The sequence below is a fragment of the Allosphingosinicella sp. genome, assembly GCF_036403745.1.
Taxonomy (GTDB): Bacteria; Pseudomonadota; Alphaproteobacteria; order Sphingomonadales; family Sphingomonadaceae; genus Allosphingosinicella.
Window position 1 is genome coordinate 52,252 of record NZ_DASWQI010000055.1, and the last position, 16,226, is coordinate 68,477.

Annotated in this window: 12 protein-coding genes; 6 read left to right on the plus strand and 6 right to left on the minus strand. The window is 65.4% G+C overall.

From position 1 onward, the window contains the following. Positions 1–39: 39 nt before the first annotated feature. The 3 genes from VGC56_RS10565 to VGC56_RS10575 form a co-directional block, all read right to left on the minus strand. Positions 40–1,149 carry a S1/P1 nuclease gene (locus tag VGC56_RS10565; RefSeq protein ID WP_464124863.1) on the minus strand — a complete coding sequence of 370 codons (1,110 nt, stop codon included), beginning with the start codon at positions 1,147–1,149 and terminating at the stop codon, positions 40–42. Between the two features lie 119 nt (positions 1,150–1,268). Further along, positions 1,269–1,820, minus strand: coding sequence for an ankyrin repeat domain-containing protein (locus VGC56_RS10570; protein ID WP_464124864.1), 552 nt, complete (start codon positions 1,818–1,820; stop codon positions 1,269–1,271). Positions 1,821–1,833: 13 nt separating this feature from the next. Continuing rightward, positions 1,834–3,162 carry an alkaline phosphatase family protein gene (locus VGC56_RS10575; protein WP_464124865.1) on the minus strand — a complete coding sequence of 443 codons (1,329 nt, stop codon included), beginning with the start codon at positions 3,160–3,162 and terminating at the stop codon, positions 1,834–1,836. A 250-nt stretch (positions 3,163–3,412) separates the two neighbouring features. On the opposite strand from VGC56_RS10575, the gene VGC56_RS10580 reads away from it, so the two are divergent. Both VGC56_RS10580 and VGC56_RS10585 read left to right on the plus strand, forming a co-directional pair. Beyond that, on the plus strand, positions 3,413–5,965 hold the full coding sequence (locus VGC56_RS10580) for a pyruvate formate lyase family protein (RefSeq protein ID WP_464124866.1): 2,553 nt from the start codon (positions 3,413–3,415) through the stop codon (positions 5,963–5,965). Continuing rightward, on the plus strand, positions 5,958–7,145 hold the full coding sequence (locus VGC56_RS10585; protein WP_464124867.1) for a Dyp-type peroxidase: 1,188 nt from the start codon (positions 5,958–5,960) through the stop codon (positions 7,143–7,145). The genes VGC56_RS10580 and VGC56_RS10585 overlap by 8 nt, the downstream gene beginning before the upstream one ends. A gap of 654 nt (positions 7,146–7,799) precedes the next feature. Here VGC56_RS10585 and VGC56_RS10590 read toward each other — a convergent pair. Continuing rightward, positions 7,800–8,663, minus strand: coding sequence for a hypothetical protein (locus VGC56_RS10590; RefSeq protein ID WP_464124868.1), 864 nt, complete (start codon positions 8,661–8,663; stop codon positions 7,800–7,802). A gap of 548 nt (positions 8,664–9,211) precedes the next feature. Between VGC56_RS10590 and VGC56_RS10595 the strand changes: the two genes are divergently transcribed. Together VGC56_RS10595 and VGC56_RS10600 are read left to right on the plus strand one after the other, a co-directional pair. Continuing rightward, a complete protein-coding gene (locus VGC56_RS10595) occupies positions 9,212–9,964 on the plus strand; it encodes a Crp/Fnr family transcriptional regulator (RefSeq protein WP_464124869.1) in 753 nt (250 codons plus the stop codon). Beyond that, positions 9,961–10,569, plus strand: coding sequence for a sensor histidine kinase (locus VGC56_RS10600; RefSeq protein WP_464124870.1), 609 nt, complete (start codon positions 9,961–9,963; stop codon positions 10,567–10,569). The genes VGC56_RS10595 and VGC56_RS10600 overlap by 4 nt, the downstream gene beginning before the upstream one ends. 42 nt (positions 10,570–10,611) lie before the next feature. On the opposite strand, the gene VGC56_RS10605 is transcribed toward VGC56_RS10600, so the two are convergent. Continuing rightward, entirely contained in the window at positions 10,612–11,205 is a 594-nt protein-coding gene (locus VGC56_RS10605) for a papain-like cysteine protease family protein (RefSeq protein ID WP_464124871.1), read from the minus strand. Positions 11,206–11,228: 23 nt separating this feature from the next. Next, on the minus strand, positions 11,229–12,185 hold the full coding sequence (locus VGC56_RS10610; protein ID WP_464124872.1) for a hypothetical protein: 957 nt from the start codon (positions 12,183–12,185) through the stop codon (positions 11,229–11,231). Between the two features lie 119 nt (positions 12,186–12,304). Here VGC56_RS10610 and VGC56_RS10615 point away from each other — a divergent pair, with 119 nt between their 5' ends. Further along, entirely contained in the window at positions 12,305–12,964 is a 660-nt protein-coding gene (locus VGC56_RS10615; protein ID WP_464124873.1) for a hypothetical protein, read from the plus strand. Between the two features lie 220 nt (positions 12,965–13,184). Next, on the plus strand, positions 13,185–16,190 hold the full coding sequence (gene uvrA / locus VGC56_RS10620) for an excinuclease ABC subunit UvrA (RefSeq protein WP_464124874.1): 3,006 nt from the start codon (positions 13,185–13,187) through the stop codon (positions 16,188–16,190). The last annotated feature ends 36 nt before the right edge of the window (positions 16,191–16,226 follow it).

Here is a 16,226-nt window from a genome sequence, read left to right on the forward strand (position 1 = left end):
TCAGAAGCCGTCTGCGGCCGTTTGCGCGCAGGCTGGGCCTTATCCGTGGGGACGTGGGGTCAGGCTGCCGCCGCACGCCGGCGCGGCGGTCGACGACGGCCACATGGTGTTCAGCACCATCGCCAGCCGCGCCCCCGCCTTTATGAGCTGGTCCGCCTGCGTCTTCGTCCGGGCCTTTGAATAGGCCTGCGCGTTGCCGACCTTCACGTCCCAATGATTTTTCTGGCCCGAGTCTGGGGTGTAGGTGAGGCCCTTATAGGCGGCGCTGGCGGCGATGACGCTTTCACTGGCCCAGCTCTCGGGTGATCCTGTAGCGGATGCGGGCCCGTAGGCGATGCGGCAGCCGCGGGCGATCGCGGCGGCGCTCGGCGTGGTCCCAAGTCCAGGGGCGATCTCGTCCCAGCTATGGTGGAGGTTCTCGCCGCCCCTGCCGGACTTGAGCAGCAGCGCATTGCCACCGGTGGTCGCGCGCCCGTGATCATCGCCGGCCGCGTTCGAGCCATCTAGATAGACCGCACCCACATGGAGCGGCTGGTGCAGGTCCCCCATGAAGTGCGTGAGGAGGAATAACGCCTCGCGCTTGTCCTTGATGTTGAATGGGCCTGCGGTGGGGCAGGTCTGGCCTTCCAAGCACCCGAGTACCGTGATGGCTGCCTTGATCGCCTGGACGACATCGCCAGAGCCAGCGCCGAAATAGCCTTCGTCATAGCGGTTGTGGATTTTGACGTTCACGTCGGCAAAATGGTAAGCGAGGTTGCACTTCGTGCGCTGGCCGGAATATTCGCAATTGGTCCAGTTGCGAGACGCATAGTCGGTCATTCGCGCCTGCTCCGCACCACCGTCCGCGAAGACGTTGCAGGCCTTGGACGTGTATTTGTCGACAGTGAAGGTGAAGGTGCCGTCTGCGCTCGCATTCACGCTCCGGACGCAGTCTGGCCACACCGCCGCATGCGTGAGGCCAACGTTCGCGCCCAGTAAGGCGGCAACATGAGCGCGTGCATTCGCGTTGAGCAGGGCCCAAGCAAGGCTGCCAACATATTGGTGGCCCTGGGCGCCCCACGCGCCTGCAGGTGTCATGCCGGTGAACGCCAGCGCGGCGGCAGCCGCTCCCAGTGCAATCGAGCGCAGGCGGTGTGTTGATGTCGTCATTTGCCACTCCCCAGAACGTCGGTGGAAACTAGCACGTCCAAGCCGAGCCCTGAAGCGGCTTTGCCCATGCCGCCGCCTCCCGGCTTTTGAGTGCCAAGCCCGATACGAAACGCGCTCCGTCAATGAGCCGTGGCTGGTGCCTTCGCCGGCGGCGCCGGAGCCGCAGCCGGTGCACTGCCATCCGGGACCGTCGCTCGCGCGCCGAGGGATCTCAACGCTTCAGCTGCCTCGGCATGGTGCCACTTCATGGCCCGATCGAGCGGAGTCCAGCCTCTGGCGTCGCGTGCATTCAGGTGCGCGCCATGCGCGACCAACAGACGAATGATCGGCACATTTCCGTTCTGGGCGGCGATATGGAGCGGTGCGAGGCGGCTCTTGTCCAAGGCGTTTACATCCGCGCCGCGAACGAGGAGGAACCTGGCCATCGCCTCCTGATTATTCGCCACGGCATCGTGGAGCAGTGATTCTCCGTTCCACTCCGTGCTTCGGATGAGACTTGGATTGCGGTCGAGCGCCGATCCCACAGTCGCGACGTCGCCGCTCGTAGCTGCAGCGTCCAGCGGCGTGTACTCGGCCGTGTTGTGCTGCGAATTCACCACGGTCCCGCACGCGCCGCAGGCAAAGATTGCTGCCCCAAGCACTATCCACCCGGCCCGGATCGCATGAGTCATCGACATCACTCCTTCAGTGCGGGAAGTCCGCTTGTAGCAAATCATCGTAGGCGCCTGGTGGCCGGGCGGGATGGTTACGGATCGCATCAAGCGCCTGCTGGAAGTTCTCCTGGATCGGAGTTTCAGGTTTGGTGTTCGGCACCCGGCCGCCCGGTTTCGGCTCCAGCGCCAGATAGGCTTCAAGAGAGCCGATCACCGGCGCGGGGGAATCCCTGCCGGCATTGGTGAGGACCGCGGAGACGCTGCCTACCGGCCTCGCATCGACCAACGGGGAGTAGCTGCCGCCGTCGAACGTGTCGCCGATGAACTTCAGGATCGAGGTATGATCCATCAGCGCATGGTGCACGCTCCCGGGAACGACGAAAGGGGAAATGACGAGGGCGGGAACGCGGACCCCGAGCGAGGTAAATTTCTGTTTGTAGAGAGCGTCTGCAGGTGGAAGCGTTTCGATCAAGGGCGGCGATACATGATCGAAAAATCCGCCATGCTCGTCATAGCTGACGATCATCGCGGACTGGTTCCACAAGTCGGGGCTTCGAGTTAGCGCGCGATAGGCTTCGAGCACAAATTCCTGACCGCCCTTGATGCCGGCCGGAGAATGGTCGTCACAGCTAGGACCGATGTGCGGCGCGTCGGAATAGGCCGGTTCAAGGAACACTACCTGGGGAAACTCGTCCGGCGGTTCGCTTTCTACATCCTCAAAAAATTCGGCGAACGGTCGAAAGTGCGGTCCGAGCACCTCGCCGACGCGATCGAGCATCAGCGCGAAGAACGGGATTCCGACATGATAAACGCGCCAGCGTATGCCGCGCTTCGTCAGCCAGTCGTAGACGAGCTCCTGGTTAGGAAGAGGCGTCTTGTTGTCTTCGATCCGCGTGAAGCCGCTCATCGCCATCAGCCGATTGGGCTGAGTGCCCGCCGGGAGGGCGGCGTGCCAATGATCACAGATCGCGTAATGCTGCGCGAGAAAGGCGGTCACCGGCGCGTGCTCGGCGGTGAAATACCCCATCACCGGAGGTTCGCTTCCCGCCGCGATGGGCGTCAAGCCCTTGGCGGTTGCGTAGCTGGAGACGAACCCGTCCATTGGGAATATGTCGCCCACCCGCTGGCCGAGTTGGGTGGTGATATCGGCCCGCCCGTGGGGCGGGTCGGCCGCGATCGCGTCATAGGGGTCGGTCAGTGGAGACGGAGGGAAGCGCTTACCGCCGTAGGTGCTGGCGACTTTGTCGCGCCAGGCAGGGTCCGAGGAAAGACCTTCGACGTCTCCCCGGTGAAGAGCAAGATAACCGAGGAGATGATCGAAGGAGCGATTCTCCATCATCAGGACAAAGATGGTGCTCACCGGCATCACTATGGACCCCCTCAGACGATTGCTTGCGGATTACCTCCGAAGGCTGTGGACCGGATTCAGACTTTGCTCCCACATTCATGAGACTCGCCTCGAGTGGATCAAACTGTCATGATGTCGAAACAAAGTCTAGTGCTCCGGCAGCAATCGGCCGAGCCCGGTTCATCTGCACCGCGGACCAAGAGAGGAATGGCATCGAAGTCGGTGCCGTTGCTCTGAAGAACAGCCTGAGGGAAAAAGGCAGATGCACCATAACGACGTTCAATATTGGCGCTTTCTCCAGAGCCTTCCGCCTGGGGATCCCGAGCTGCCGTCGGAGCGAACCTGCCGGCAATTGCTCAGGATGTTCGAGCGCTGGAAGGGTCGGCCGGGCTGGCTGGCCGAGGAGCAGGTCGGCCATCTTTTCCTCGGCCGCGACGACCTTGACGATGCTGAGAAGCGAGAGCTCGCGGGGGCCCCTGTCATAATCCGCAAGGCGCTGGCGACAAAGCGTATGCTCGAGCTCATCATGGATCCGGACGTTGCCGCCCGCTCGGGAAGCTCCGGCCTCTCGGCGGACGAGGCGATCGTGGGAACGCTTCCGCCCTTTGCAGTCGGTCAGGGCAAGGAATTCGTGCGCTATCTGACGGAGGCCGAGACGCTCGCGGGCCAGCTCGATTTCCTCAACGAATTGTCGCCGATGGGGCATATTGTCCCAAACCACAGAACCATGATCGAACGCGGGCTGGAGGCTATCGCCGAGGAAGCCCGGCGCCGCTCCGCCGATCCGCATGTCGGGGCCGGTGCCGCCCATTTCTATGAGGCGGTGGCGATCTGCGTCGACGCGGCGATCGCGTACGCCGACGCCTATGCTCGGCTCGCGCGTGAAGCCGCAGCCGCGTTGCCCGACCACGACACCAATCGGGCGAACATGGAAGCGGTTGCGCTCTGTCTCGAAGCAGCGCCCCGGAAGCCGGCGGCGACTTTCCGCGAGGCGCTGCAGGCGATCTACATCGTCCATTGCGCGCTTCATTGGACGGTGGAGATCGTGCCGATCGGGCGTCTGGACCGATTGCTGATCGATCTTTATCGCGCCGACCTCGCGGCAGGCCGGCTGACGGAGGCTGAAGCGCAGGAGCTGGTCGACTGCTTCTGGGTCAAGCTCGACGAACGGGTTATCCTGAACTTCCGCCACGCCGAGAACCGCTTCACCGCGGCCGATGGGGTGATGACGGGCTATTATGGGTCGTCCAATTTCGACCAAGGGGGGCTGCTGAACCAGTGGATGCAGCAGATCACGATCGGCGGCGTCCTCGCAGCGGAAGGGGAACCAGTCGACGGGTGCAACGAGGTGACGCGCATGTGCCTCCACGCCGCGCGCCGGCTGCCGCTCAACAGTCCGACCCTCGACCTGCGCGTTCACCGCGGCACGCCTGACGATATCCTTGATCTCGCCGCGGCCGCCTTGCTGAGCGGAGGAGCCCACCCGGTGCTGCTCAACGACGACGTGATCGTGCCGGCGCTTGCCGACCACAGCCTCGCGCCGATCCCACTCGCCGCCGCGCGCGATTATGCCTGCGACGGCTGCTACGAGACGATGGTCGCGGGGCAAAGCGAATTCAGCTTCGGCTTCGTCTCGGCGCCTGAGATGATCGAGAAGACGCTCAACCGGGGGGCAGGGCTAGGTGCGGCCGGTCCCATCAACCTGCGGGGCAACAAGGACAGCTGGCGGACGCCTTTCGCGGCCGACATCGCCGACTTCGGCAGCTTTCGCGAAATCCTGCGTTCGCACTTGCTATTGCAGTGCAACCGCTACGTAAAAAATCTTCTGACCTTCTACGGCAACAAGTCGGCGATCTGTCCCTCGCCCTTGCTGTCGGCCTTGATCAGCGGATGCATGGAGGCGGGCCGAGATCTCACGGCCGGCGGCGCGAATTACCATATCTTCTCGCCTTTGCTGATCGGCGTCAGCACGGCGGCGGATTCGCTGCAGGTGATCGAAAAACTGGTTTTCCGCGAGAAAGCCTTTTCGCTCACCGAACTCACCACATGCCTTGCTACCGACTGGGGCCACCGGCTGCTCGACGTTGCCGGTGGCAAGGTCCCCGCTTTTGGGCCCTATGCCGCGCCCGAGCGTATCGCTGAGATAAGGGCTCTAGCGCTGGCGGAGCCCAAATTCGGCAATGGCGTAGAGGAAGTCGATCGCTGGGCGTGGTGGCTGCTCGATAGTTTTGCCGATTGCCTCATCGAGGCCGTCAACGATCCGCTGCACGCGCCGGGCTTCGCGCAGTTGCGCGATCGGTTCGGAAAGGACGGCGCGTTCGATCTCCACATCGCTCCGGGGGTTGGGACGTTCGAGCAATATGTCGGCATGGGCGGCTTCTACGGTGCCTCGGCCGACGGTCGCCGCTCGGGCGGGGCGCTGGCCTCCGATCTGTCGCCGGCTCCGGTTCCAGGAGATCTGCCGCCGCTGGGCGCGGACGGCACGCATGCCCGCTCGTACAGGCTCGCTGAGTCCCTTCGAAGCTACCACAACGCGGCGATGCGGCGCTTCGGGGATGGGGCTCCGGTCGACTACAATGTGCGGGAGGACATGCCGCGTGACGAGCTGACGGCGATGCTGCGCGCCTTCGCGGACGGGAAGGGCGGCTCTATCTGCACATTTACGGTTGCGGATCCGGAGACGCTCCTGGCCGCCCAGCGCGATCCCGAGGGACACAATCTGGTGCGGGTGCGAATGGGCGGCTGGACCGAATTCTTCATCACCCTGTTTCCCGACCATCAGGAGCAGCACAAGAGGCGTCCGCTTTATGCCTGATACCGCCTGCCCACGGCCGTTGCCCGCGCGCGACGGACCCTATCAGCCGGGCATCACCAGCCCCGCTTGGCCGAGCGAGCCACCGCGCGGCGTCGATCCCAATGCCTATGGAGCGCAATATGCCGGCCAGATCGACCGCCAGCGGCATTGTCACATCGTCTTTGCGGACGTCGCCCTGTCCACCCGGGCGGAACTGAGGGGCCTACTCGAGAAGCTGACTCGCTTCGCGCGGCATCAGATGGACAAGAAGCCGATCCAGCCTGACCGCAGCTTCGACGCCGCAGTCACGGACCGGCGCGTCAGCGTCACGATCGGCTTCGGCGCCTCGCTATTCACGACGCCGCAGGGCGACGACCGCTTCGGGATCGCCGCGCTCAAGCCGCGGCATCTCAAGATCATACCGCGGGTGGACGGGGACGAGGATTTCGATCCGTCGCTGGAGGTCACTGATCTCGTCATCATCATCGCCAGCGACGACATGTACGTGAACGAGTATATTTTTGGCCGGCTGTATTATGGGGGCGTCCATCCTGGGATCGTTGTGCGCCGGCTTGAGCGCGGCTATTCGCGCCCCGACAGCCGCGAGCCGTCCGGCTTCGAGGACGGCATATCCAACCCGAAGGCCGGCGCGAGTGCTGAGAGCGCCGAGAGCTTCGTGTATGTGGGCAAGCAGGATGACGAGCCGTCATGGTGCCTCGACGGCACCTACCTCGCCTACCGCAAGATCAGGCGGCGGCTGAGGAGCTTCTTCAAGCTCGACGATGACCGAAGGGCCGCGGTGTTCGGCATCGACGCCGCGACGGGGGAGCGCCTCCCCGACGCGGCGCCGCACGCCCACGCGCAGAAGATCAACCCGAAGCGAGCCAATCACCGGGACCTGTTCGGCCAGGTCGACGTCGAGCGCCGCTTCATCAGGCGGCCCTATTTCTTCGACGACGGCGTGGATGGGACAAGCGACGAGATGCGCGGCGTCCACCATATGAGCTTCGTGCGTGGACTTATCGACCAGTATGAATGGCCGATGCTCATGTGGCAGACCAATCCGGACTTCCCGACGAAGGGTGCGGGTGGGGATGCGCTCTACGCAAGCGGGGGCGCCAGCAATATGACCGCCGGGTATTATTTCATGCCGGGAGCGGCGCCGGCGGCGCCTTATGTGGGATCGGGTCTGCTCGATTGACATCCGCAAGCCCTTTGTCGTTTACCTGCGTCTCGATCCGGTCAAACTCTCGGAGAAGATGTGTACTCCTTGCCATCCGGGCCGTCACGCAATGGAAACGGCTGCTCGCCTCCAGCGGCAGCGAGGCCGCCTTGCATTGACAATGGTGACGCCGACGGGAGGAGCCGCTTTGGGCATTTACCTATCTAAATCAGTAATTTAGCTGCTCGATCATTTTGGTCAATAACGAGGGTTGGTACCACCGTTTTGTTCAAGCTCTTGCAAGCCGTCAGTCCGAGCAGGGGCACTCGAGCGAGCTAGTGCACAACGGCCGCTAAGCGCCATTAACGGACATCCCAAGGCCGGCCGCCGACAGCCGGAAACGGACATTGAGCCTGCAGGGGTCTCCAGGCACTCACCCCCACCGTCGCAATCCGGACTCGACACCGATCAGCGTGGTCGCGGCGGGTCCGGTGAGCCCGCCTCGCTCAATGTCGGCAATGCCTCGATCAACGGCGCGGCAGGCGTGGCCGGTTTGCTGACCGCCGCCGGCGGAGCGACCGTCACCGGCCCTCCATCGACACGCTTAACGCCAGCGGAGGTATCTCGGGAGGCAGCGCGGGGATTTCCGGCGGGCCGTTGGGGCTATTCGGCCAGACATCCGTCTGCATGACATCAGGTGACGGAGGTCCCGCTGGCGGATCCGGTCAGGCCCCGGATCGGGGTCGTGACCAGGCCATTTTGAACCCAGGTGCCGCCGACGAGCGAATATTTGTAGAGGCCGCCGCCGCTCGCCGCCGCGCGATCGTCGCTGAGGTACAGCGTGTCGACGCCCGGTACCGACGCGGTGAGGTCGGCAAAATAGAATTGGTACGGAGAAAGCGCCGTATTGCCGCTGCCGTTGGTCAGCGGAATGCCGGGGAGCTGGGTGATGGTTTGACCCGAGGTGGTCGGCTCTCCGCTGCCGACGGTGCCGAGGCGGAGCGAGCCCGAGCTGCTGCTGACGTAAAGCTGCCCGTCGAAGATATCGATGCCGCGCAGGTTGACGGTGCTCGAGCTGACCACCGTCGAGGAGGTGCTGCCGAGCGTCGTGGTGACGACCCCGGTGACGGAGCCGTCCGCCCAGAAGTGCGTGCCGTCGCTGCTGGTGGCGCCGCGAATGTTGCCGCTGCTGAAGGCGCTGCCAAGAGTCGTCGAGGTATCGATGTTGCCGGACGCATCGACGCGGCCAATGACGCGGCTCGCGATAGTCGAAGTCGTGCCGGCGACGCTGGCCGTCCCCACCGCCGCATCATAGCCGGTCAGGATCAGGTAATGGCTGTCGGCGCTGAGGGTAAGCAGACCCTCCGTTCCCGAGTTTCCGGCTGCGGTCAGCATCTGGTTCGAGCCCGAATCCGCCGTCGGCAGGGGGATGGACTGCACGAGGACGCCAGCCGGCGTGTATTCGTCGAGGAAGACCTGCGTTGCTGCACTGCCCAGTGCAGCGGCGCCCGTTCCGACGCGATAGACGACGATGTTACCCGGGGTGAAAGCAGCCATGACGGTCTCCGACTATGAACGCGTGGTCATCTCGAGCTCTCGCTCGCACGTAGGCATGGGCACACGCCGGCTCCCCGCCGCCGCGTATCCGTTTCGTTGTCAGGGCTGATGAGGCGGCCGCTGGACCGTCCCCCTGTCTCCCCCCACCGGCGCGCTCCGAAGCGAATCGCGCCGCGCCGATAATTCGCATACGATGACCTGCGTGAACAGTCGTCGCGGCGTCATGACGGCGCGGATTCGACCCTGCCCGTCGCCATCGCCTCTGCGGCGCAATCCTTGCAGTCCAATGACATACGTCGCCGTCGCCCGGCTTGCCGCGGTCTGCCAAGGCCGCGAGCGTCGGTGACTTCGCGCGGGTCTCGAAAAGCTCGGTGACCCCGTACCCCGCCGAGTTTCTGTCCAATGCTTAATCTGCAGCAGTTTTTCGGGCATCCGTTCGGCTGCGTAATGTCGGCAAGCAGACAGACAGGCCTCCGCGCCTTTGATAGACCCGGCGGCGGGGAAGGGCTCCGGCGTCGCGGTGGCGCTGGACCAAGCGGGGGTATGCGTTGCCGAATACACGCCATTTCGCGAGCAACCGGCTGCTCGCCACGTTCACGCCCAGCGACCGTCAGCTGATCGAGGCATCGGCGGCGATCGTCGAGCTGCGCCGGGGCGAAGTCCTGTTCGAGCCGGGAAGCGACGTCCCCGCAACCCATTTCCCGTCCGAAGGAACGGTGGTCGCCCTCGTCGTCGGCATCAGCGACGGCCGCACCGTCGAAGTCGCGACGATCGGCAAGGAAGGCGCCGTCGGCGGCATCGTCAGCGGCGGCCATGCGCCGGCTTACGCCCGCGCCGTCGTCCAGATTCCCGGCGCCGCGCTGAAGGTCGAGCTGAGGGCGCTCGAGCAGGCGAAGCTCCGCTCGCCGCACATTCGCGAGCTCTTCGCCCGCTATTCGGACGCCTTGCTTGCGCAGGTCATGCAGTCGGTCGCCTGCAACGCCTTCCACCCGCTCGAGGCGCGCTGCTGCCGGTGGCTGCTCACCGCACAAGATCGCGCCGGCGGCGAGACCATCCCGCTCACCCAGGAATATCTCGCCGAGATGCTTGGCGTGCAGCGCACCACGGTCAGCGCCGTCGCCAGCGCGCTGCAGGAGCAGGGGCTGATCGCCTACCGCCGCGGCGCCATCACCGTGCTCGACCGCGTCGGCGTCGAGGGCAGGGCCTGCGAATGCTATTCCGCCGTCGAGCGCCACTTCCGCGACGTGCTGCCCGAAGTGCGGCCGCAGAAGATACTCGACGCCGGGAACGGCGGCTCGTGAGCGGACCGCCCGATCCGGCCGAGTTCGACGAAGCCTCCATCCCGCTCCTCGAGCTCCGCCACCGGATGAAGAACCTCATCGCCGTCGTGCAGGCGGTGGCGAACCAGACGTTGCGCAGCGGCCGTTCGATCGACGAAGCCCGACGCGCCCTCGACGGCCGCCTCGCTGCGATGGGGCAGGCGGTCGACATGCTGCTCGGCAGCGGCTGGACGGCGGGGAGCCTGCGTGCGCTGATCGAACGGGCCCTGGTCCACGACCACGCGCGGGTGCGGATCGACGGCCCGGACGTGACGCTCGGCGCCGATGCCGTGATGGCGCTGACTTTGGTGTTCCACGAACTCGAAAGCAACGCCGTCAAATATGGGGCCCTCGCCGACGGGAACGGCAGGGTGGAGGTCGCCTGGACTCTCGACGACGACCGCCTCAGCCTGACGTGGTCGGAGCATGACGGCCCACCCTGCGTCGACCCCTCGCGCCAGGGCTTCGGCTCCCGCATGATCGCCAAGCTGCTCGGCGGGAGGTTCCGGGGGAACGTCGAGACGGAATATTGCCCGGACGGGCTAAGGTGGCGGCTCAGCGCACCGCTGACGGCGCTGGGGGGGTGACGCCCCTACGCCCGAGGGTGCCGGCCGCAGATGGATCGCGCATCAGGTGATGCCATATGCGTGGTCCACCCGGCCGATCTTGCTCATCCGGACATAGGCTCCGTCAAGGTCGGCGTGAGCCACCGTATCCTCGGGCACTGCACCGGCCGGCGCTGCGGCCGGATCAAGGGCGTGGACCGTCGGCGTACCGTCTTGCACCGAGCATGCAACGATCAGGAAGACATGGCCTCCGCCCGAGGTCCAGGCGACTCGGCAGGGGACAGGCCTTTGGTTGGCAATCTCCTCAACGAGCAGCTCGAAAGGCGGAGGCCGGCCGACACTAAGGTCTCCGCTCAGCAGCCCTATCTCCGGGAGCGTGACGCCGAGGGAATGCTCATCGTTACAACTTGCAGAGCATGCGACATCCGTGCACTCGCCGCCCGTTTGATGACCCTCGTTGCCCCCGCCGCACGTGTAGCGGCGGCCGGTACGGTTCAGATGCGTCGTGACGATCTCCTCCTGAGTGGCGGTGTCGCCTCTGCAGCGAAGGAGGCTTTGGATCAGCGCTGCCCAGCACCAGTTCGATTGCTGCTGCGCATCGACCGAGATCTCCGCGACTCGCACCGGGCAAGCTGCCATTGCGCTTTCGAGATTCAACGCTCTTCTCCCCGCTCCTCGTCCTACTTCTTTGCTCCGCCCGAGACCGCGTCCTGAATCGTGCTTTTCAGAGCCTTCGACAAATCATCCTTGTTGCCGTCAAAGGCCGAAATCAGAGCATCAAGTGCGATGCTCGAGCCCTCGCTTTCCGCAACCACCGCTGTGACCATTGTCTGGGCCGACCTGGGCAGGCTGGTGACGGCGGTGGACGAGCCCAGCAGGCGTTTGTCGTAGACCCTGCCCACGTCGAGGCGGCCGAGGTTGAAGCGCAGGACAGCCGCTTTCGCAGTGTCGGGAACGCCTGCGGCGCCGGCAGTGGCTTCCAGCGTCTGGGGCGAGAACGCCAGAACGACGCTTACGTCCTTGCGGCCGCTACCCCGGACGGGAGCGCTCGTCTCCGCGTAGCGCAACTCGTAGGGTGTCGCGTGGAGTGCCGCACCCGCTGGTCCTTCGTCCGCGCCCGCTGCCGCTTCGCCCGCACCCGCCGGGTGCGCGCCGGGCCGGGGCGCCGGTGCCGTCAACGCATCGAGTGTCAGATCGACTTTGAAAAGAAACGCCGGCTCTCCTCGAAAAGTTGGATGCGACGCTCCTCTTGCATCGACTGCGGTCGCGTCGGCGAGGACGCCGCGGACCAGCGTGAGGCAGAATGTCCGCGGAGCCGGCCTGGGGTGAATCCCGCTCGCCTCGGCAGAAGCGGCCCAAACCGCATTTCGGCCATCCCTCTGACGCTTCAGAAGCGCGCTTGCCGCAGAGACGGCAAAGTCGACCCCAATTCCGATCAGAGCAGCCCCGACGAGACCGCCTGCCGCATCGGGGGCACGGGGAGAAGCGCACGTGCCGGAGTCGACAAAAATCGCGGTAGCCTCGCGTTCCCCCGCGGGAATTGGCGGTACATCGGTGGAGGCATAGCGCAGCGAATTGGACGCGCAGCCGCTCAAAAGACTGATGATCGCTGCGACGCCCGCTATGTGATTCCGCATGGAGCTTCTCCCTGTTGCGAGACCGATTTAGCGGCGACGTCCGCCGCATACCGTGATCGCCGTCACGCTCTTTTCGGAGGCTGCATCGCATTAACCCGCGTACGCGCCGACCTCGCGGAGTGCTGCCGCCCACCGGAGACGAGATCATGTCATCGAAGGAAATCCTGTTCGCCGTCGGCGGTGTCACGCTTCTCATCGGAGCGGCTGTGGCCTTGGCTTACATTTCCTGCCCCGCCGGCACCCGCGGTGACGAAACCTTCCGCTTCATCACCTTACTCATCATCGTCATGGCCGGACTGACGGTCGCGGCCGGCGTCTTCGTCCGCTTGGGGGTGGCCAGTCCGGGCGAGGCGTTCGCGCTCCCGAGCGGCTCCGTGCGGGTGCTTCTGGCGATTGGGATCATGCTTCTCTTCGTCGTGTTCGGCGTGCCCGCGGTGACGCCGCTCCCGTCAAGCGAAGCCCGTCTCGCGGACACGCCGATGGCGAGGCTCTCTGTGCCTGCGGCCGAACGCGACGGGGTGGCCAACTTCCACCGCTCCGAGGGGTTCACCGTCATCGTCAACAGCTACGGGAATGCCAACACGCCGGCGCAAATCAGCGTCTACGCGAAGGTGAAGAGTCGACCTGCCGCCGAACTCGACCTCGTGAAGCAGCTTCTCACGGCGCTCGTGACGGCGCTGACCACCATCCTCGGCTTCTATTTCGGCGGCCGTTCGGCGAGCGACGCCGTCCGCGCGATCGGCACGGCCGTCGACATCGCCAACAAAAACAGCGCCTAGGCGCGTCAGGAAGGATCCTGGCGCAAGAGATCGGCTCCCTCTGCGCGCCCCGCCACGGACGGCGTCGGGACGCGCATGGCGCGACCCTTAGCCGAATGGCCCATGGCCGCTGTCCCAAACCTTGCCTTCCGAGCCCCCCGCACCCATCTCGCCACCGTCCGCGTTGACGTGTCGCGCGAGCGCCTCTACCTTCGGAACATAGCTGGAACCCCCTAGGCCAATGCTGACCCACCTTTCCGTGCGCGGCGCGCGCGAGCACAACCTCAAGAATGTCGACATCGACATTCCGCGTGAGACGCTGACCGTCATCACCGGCCTGTCGGGCTCGGGGAAGAGTTCGCTCGCCTTCGACACCATCTATGCCGAGGGGCAGCGGCGCTACGTCGAGAGCCTCAGCGCCTATGCGCGCCAGTTCCTCGAGATGATGCAGAAGCCCGACGTCGACCATATCGAGGGCCTGTCGCCGGCCATCTCGATCGAGCAGAAGACCACGTCCCGCAACCCGCGCTCGACCGTCGCCACGGTCACCGAAATCTACGATTACATGCGCCTGCTCTGGGCGCGTGTGGGTGTGCCCTACAGCCCGGCCACCGGCCTCCCCATCTCCGCCCAGACAGTCAGCCAGATGGTCGACCGCGTCATGGCGCTCCCCGAAGGGACCCGCCTTTACTTGCTCGCCCCCGTAGTGCGCGGCCGCAAGGGCGAGTATCGCAAGGAGCTGGCCGAGTGGCAGAAAGCCGGCTTCACCCGCGTCCGCATCGACGGCACGCTCTACGACATCGAGGAGGCGCCGGCCCTCGACAAGAAGTACAAGCACGACATCGAAGTGGTGGTCGACCGGCTGGCGGTGCGAGAAGGCATCGAGACGCGGCTGGCGGACTCACTGGAACAGGCGCTCAAGCTGTCGGAAGGCCTGGTTTATCTGGATCCGGCGGACACGCCAGCGCAGGATCCACCTGGTGCGGAGCGCACCGGGGTGGCCGCCGCTTTGGAAGAGGCGCACGAGCGCGCCGTCCTGTCCGACAACGCTCCTCCGGGCCGCATCGTCTTTTCCGAGAAGTTCGCGTGCCCGGTTTCCGGCTTTACTATCGCCGAGATCGAGCCCCGGCTGTTCTCGTTCAACGCGCCCCAGGGGGCCTGCCCGGCCTGCGACGGCCTGGGCGAGAAGCTCCTCTTCGACCCCGAGCTCGTCGTCCCCAACGAGAATCTCTCGATCAAGAAGGGCGCCGTCGTCCCCTGGGCCAAGTCAAACCCGCCCAGCCCCTATTACATGCAGGTGCTCGGCTCCCTCGCCCGCGAGTTCGGGTTCAGCCTCGACACGCCCTGGAACGACCTGCCGGACGAGGTGCACTCGATCATCCTCTACGGCACCAAGGGCAAGCCGGTCACCCTGACCTTCGTCGACGGCCGCAAGAGCTACGACGTCCGCAAGCCCTTCGAAGGCGTGATCGGCAATCTCAACCGCCGCATGCTCCAGACCGAGTCCGCCTGGATGCGCGAGGAGCTGTCGAAGTATCAGAGCGCCGCCCCCTGCGAGACCTGCCACGGCGCCCGCCTCCGGCCCGAGCCGCTCGCGGTCAAGATCGCCGGCGAGGACATCAGCCAGTCGACCCGCCGCTCGGTCCGCCACGCGCTCTTATGGTTCAGCGCGCTCGAGCCCAAGCTCTCCCCACAGCACCAGGAAATCGCCCGCGCCATCCTCAAGGAAATCAACGAGCGCCTCGGCTTCCTGAACAATGTCGGCCTCGACTATATCTCGCTCGACCGCACCTCCGGCACCCTGTCGGGCGGCGAGAGCCAGCGCATCCGCCTCGCCTCGCAAATCGGCTCCGGCCTCTCCGGCGTCCTCTACGTCCTCGACGAGCCGTCGATCGGCCTCCACCAGCGCGACAACGACCGGCTGCTGATCACGCTCAAGCGCCTGCGCGATCTCGGCAACACCGTGCTCGTCGTCGAGCATGACGAGGACGCGATCCGCACCGCCGATTATGTCATCGACATGGGGCCCGGCGCCGGCGTCCACGGCGGCGAGGTGGTCGCGCAAGGGTCGCTCGAGGAGGTCCTCGCCAACGAGAACAGCCTCACCGCCGACTATCTCACCGGCCGCAAGTCCGTCGCCGTCCCTTCGAAACGCCGCAAGGGTAACGGCAAGAAGCTGACGGTGCGCGGCGCCCGCGCCAACAACCTCAAGGACGTCACCGCCAGTCTCCCACTGGGCACCTTCACCTGCATCACCGGCGTCTCCGGCTCGGGCAAGTCGAGCTTCACCATCGACACCCTCTACGCCGGCGCCGCCCGCGCCCTGAACGGCGCCCGCGTCGTCTGCGGCCCGTGCGAGAAGATCGACGGCCTGCAATATCTCGACAAGGTCATCGACATCGACCAGTCGCCGATCGGCCGCACCCCGCGCTCCAACCCGGCCACCTACACCGGCGCCTTCACCCAGATCCGCGACTGGTTCGCCGGCCTCCCCGAAAGCCAGGCCCGCGGCTACAAGCCCGGCCGCTTCAGCTTCAACGTCAAGGGCGGCCGCTGCGAGGCGTGCAAGGGCGACGGCCTCCTCAAGATCGAGATGCACTTCCTCCCCGACGTCTACGTCACCTGCGACGTCTGCCACGGCCAGCGCTACAACCGCGAGACGCTGGAAGTGAAGTTCAAGGGCCGGAGCATCGCCGACGTCCTCGACATGAATGTCGAGGACGCGGTGGAATTCTTCAAGGCGGTGCCGCCGATCCGCGAGAAGATGGCGATGCTGGCCGAAGTGGGCCTCGGCTACATCAAGGTCGGCCAGCAGGCGACGACCTTGAGCGGCGGCGAGGCCCAGCGCGTGAAGCTGGCGAAGGAACTGTCGCGGCGGGCGACGGGGCAGACCCTCTACATCCTCGACGAGCCGACCACGGGCCTGCACTTCGAGGACGTCCGCAAGCTCCTCGAAGTGCTCCACGCGCTGGTGGAGCAGGGGAATTCGGTGGTCGTGATCGAGCACAACCTCGAGGTCATCAAGACGGCGGACTGGGTGCTGGACCTTGGGCCCGAGGGCGGAGACAAGGGCGGCGAGATTGTCGCGGAGGGGACGCCCGAGGAGGTGGCGGCGGAGCCGCGGTCTTACACCGGCGGGTACCTGAAGGAGCTGCTCGCAAAATCCATCCGTTCCGACACGTCACCCGCACTGCCGAAGAAGAAGCGGGGTTCCGTCTCGATGCGCGAGCGAGAGGCTGCTGAATAAGCCCTGCTAGCGACGATCCTGGCAAACTTCACACAC

Coding starts and splice junctions, on each gene's coding strand:
- VGC56_RS10565 (WP_464124863.1), bottom strand. CDS start 1,149: ATGACGACATCAACACACCGCCTGCGCTCGATTGCACTGGGAGCGGCT.
- VGC56_RS10570 (WP_464124864.1), bottom strand. CDS start 1,820: ATGACTCATGCGATCCGGGCCGGGTGGATAGTGCTTGGGGCAGCAATC.
- VGC56_RS10580 (WP_464124866.1), top strand. CDS start 3,413: ATGCACCATAACGACGTTCAATATTGGCGCTTTCTCCAGAGCCTTCCG.
- VGC56_RS10585 (WP_464124867.1), top strand. CDS start 5,958: ATGCCTGATACCGCCTGCCCACGGCCGTTGCCCGCGCGCGACGGACCC.
- VGC56_RS10590 (WP_464124868.1), bottom strand. CDS start 8,663: ATGGCTGCTTTCACCCCGGGTAACATCGTCGTCTATCGCGTCGGAACG.
- VGC56_RS10610 (WP_464124872.1), bottom strand. CDS start 12,185: ATGCGGAATCACATAGCGGGCGTCGCAGCGATCATCAGTCTTTTGAGC.
- uvrA (WP_464124874.1), top strand. CDS start 13,185: ATGCTGACCCACCTTTCCGTGCGCGGCGCGCGCGAGCACAACCTCAAG.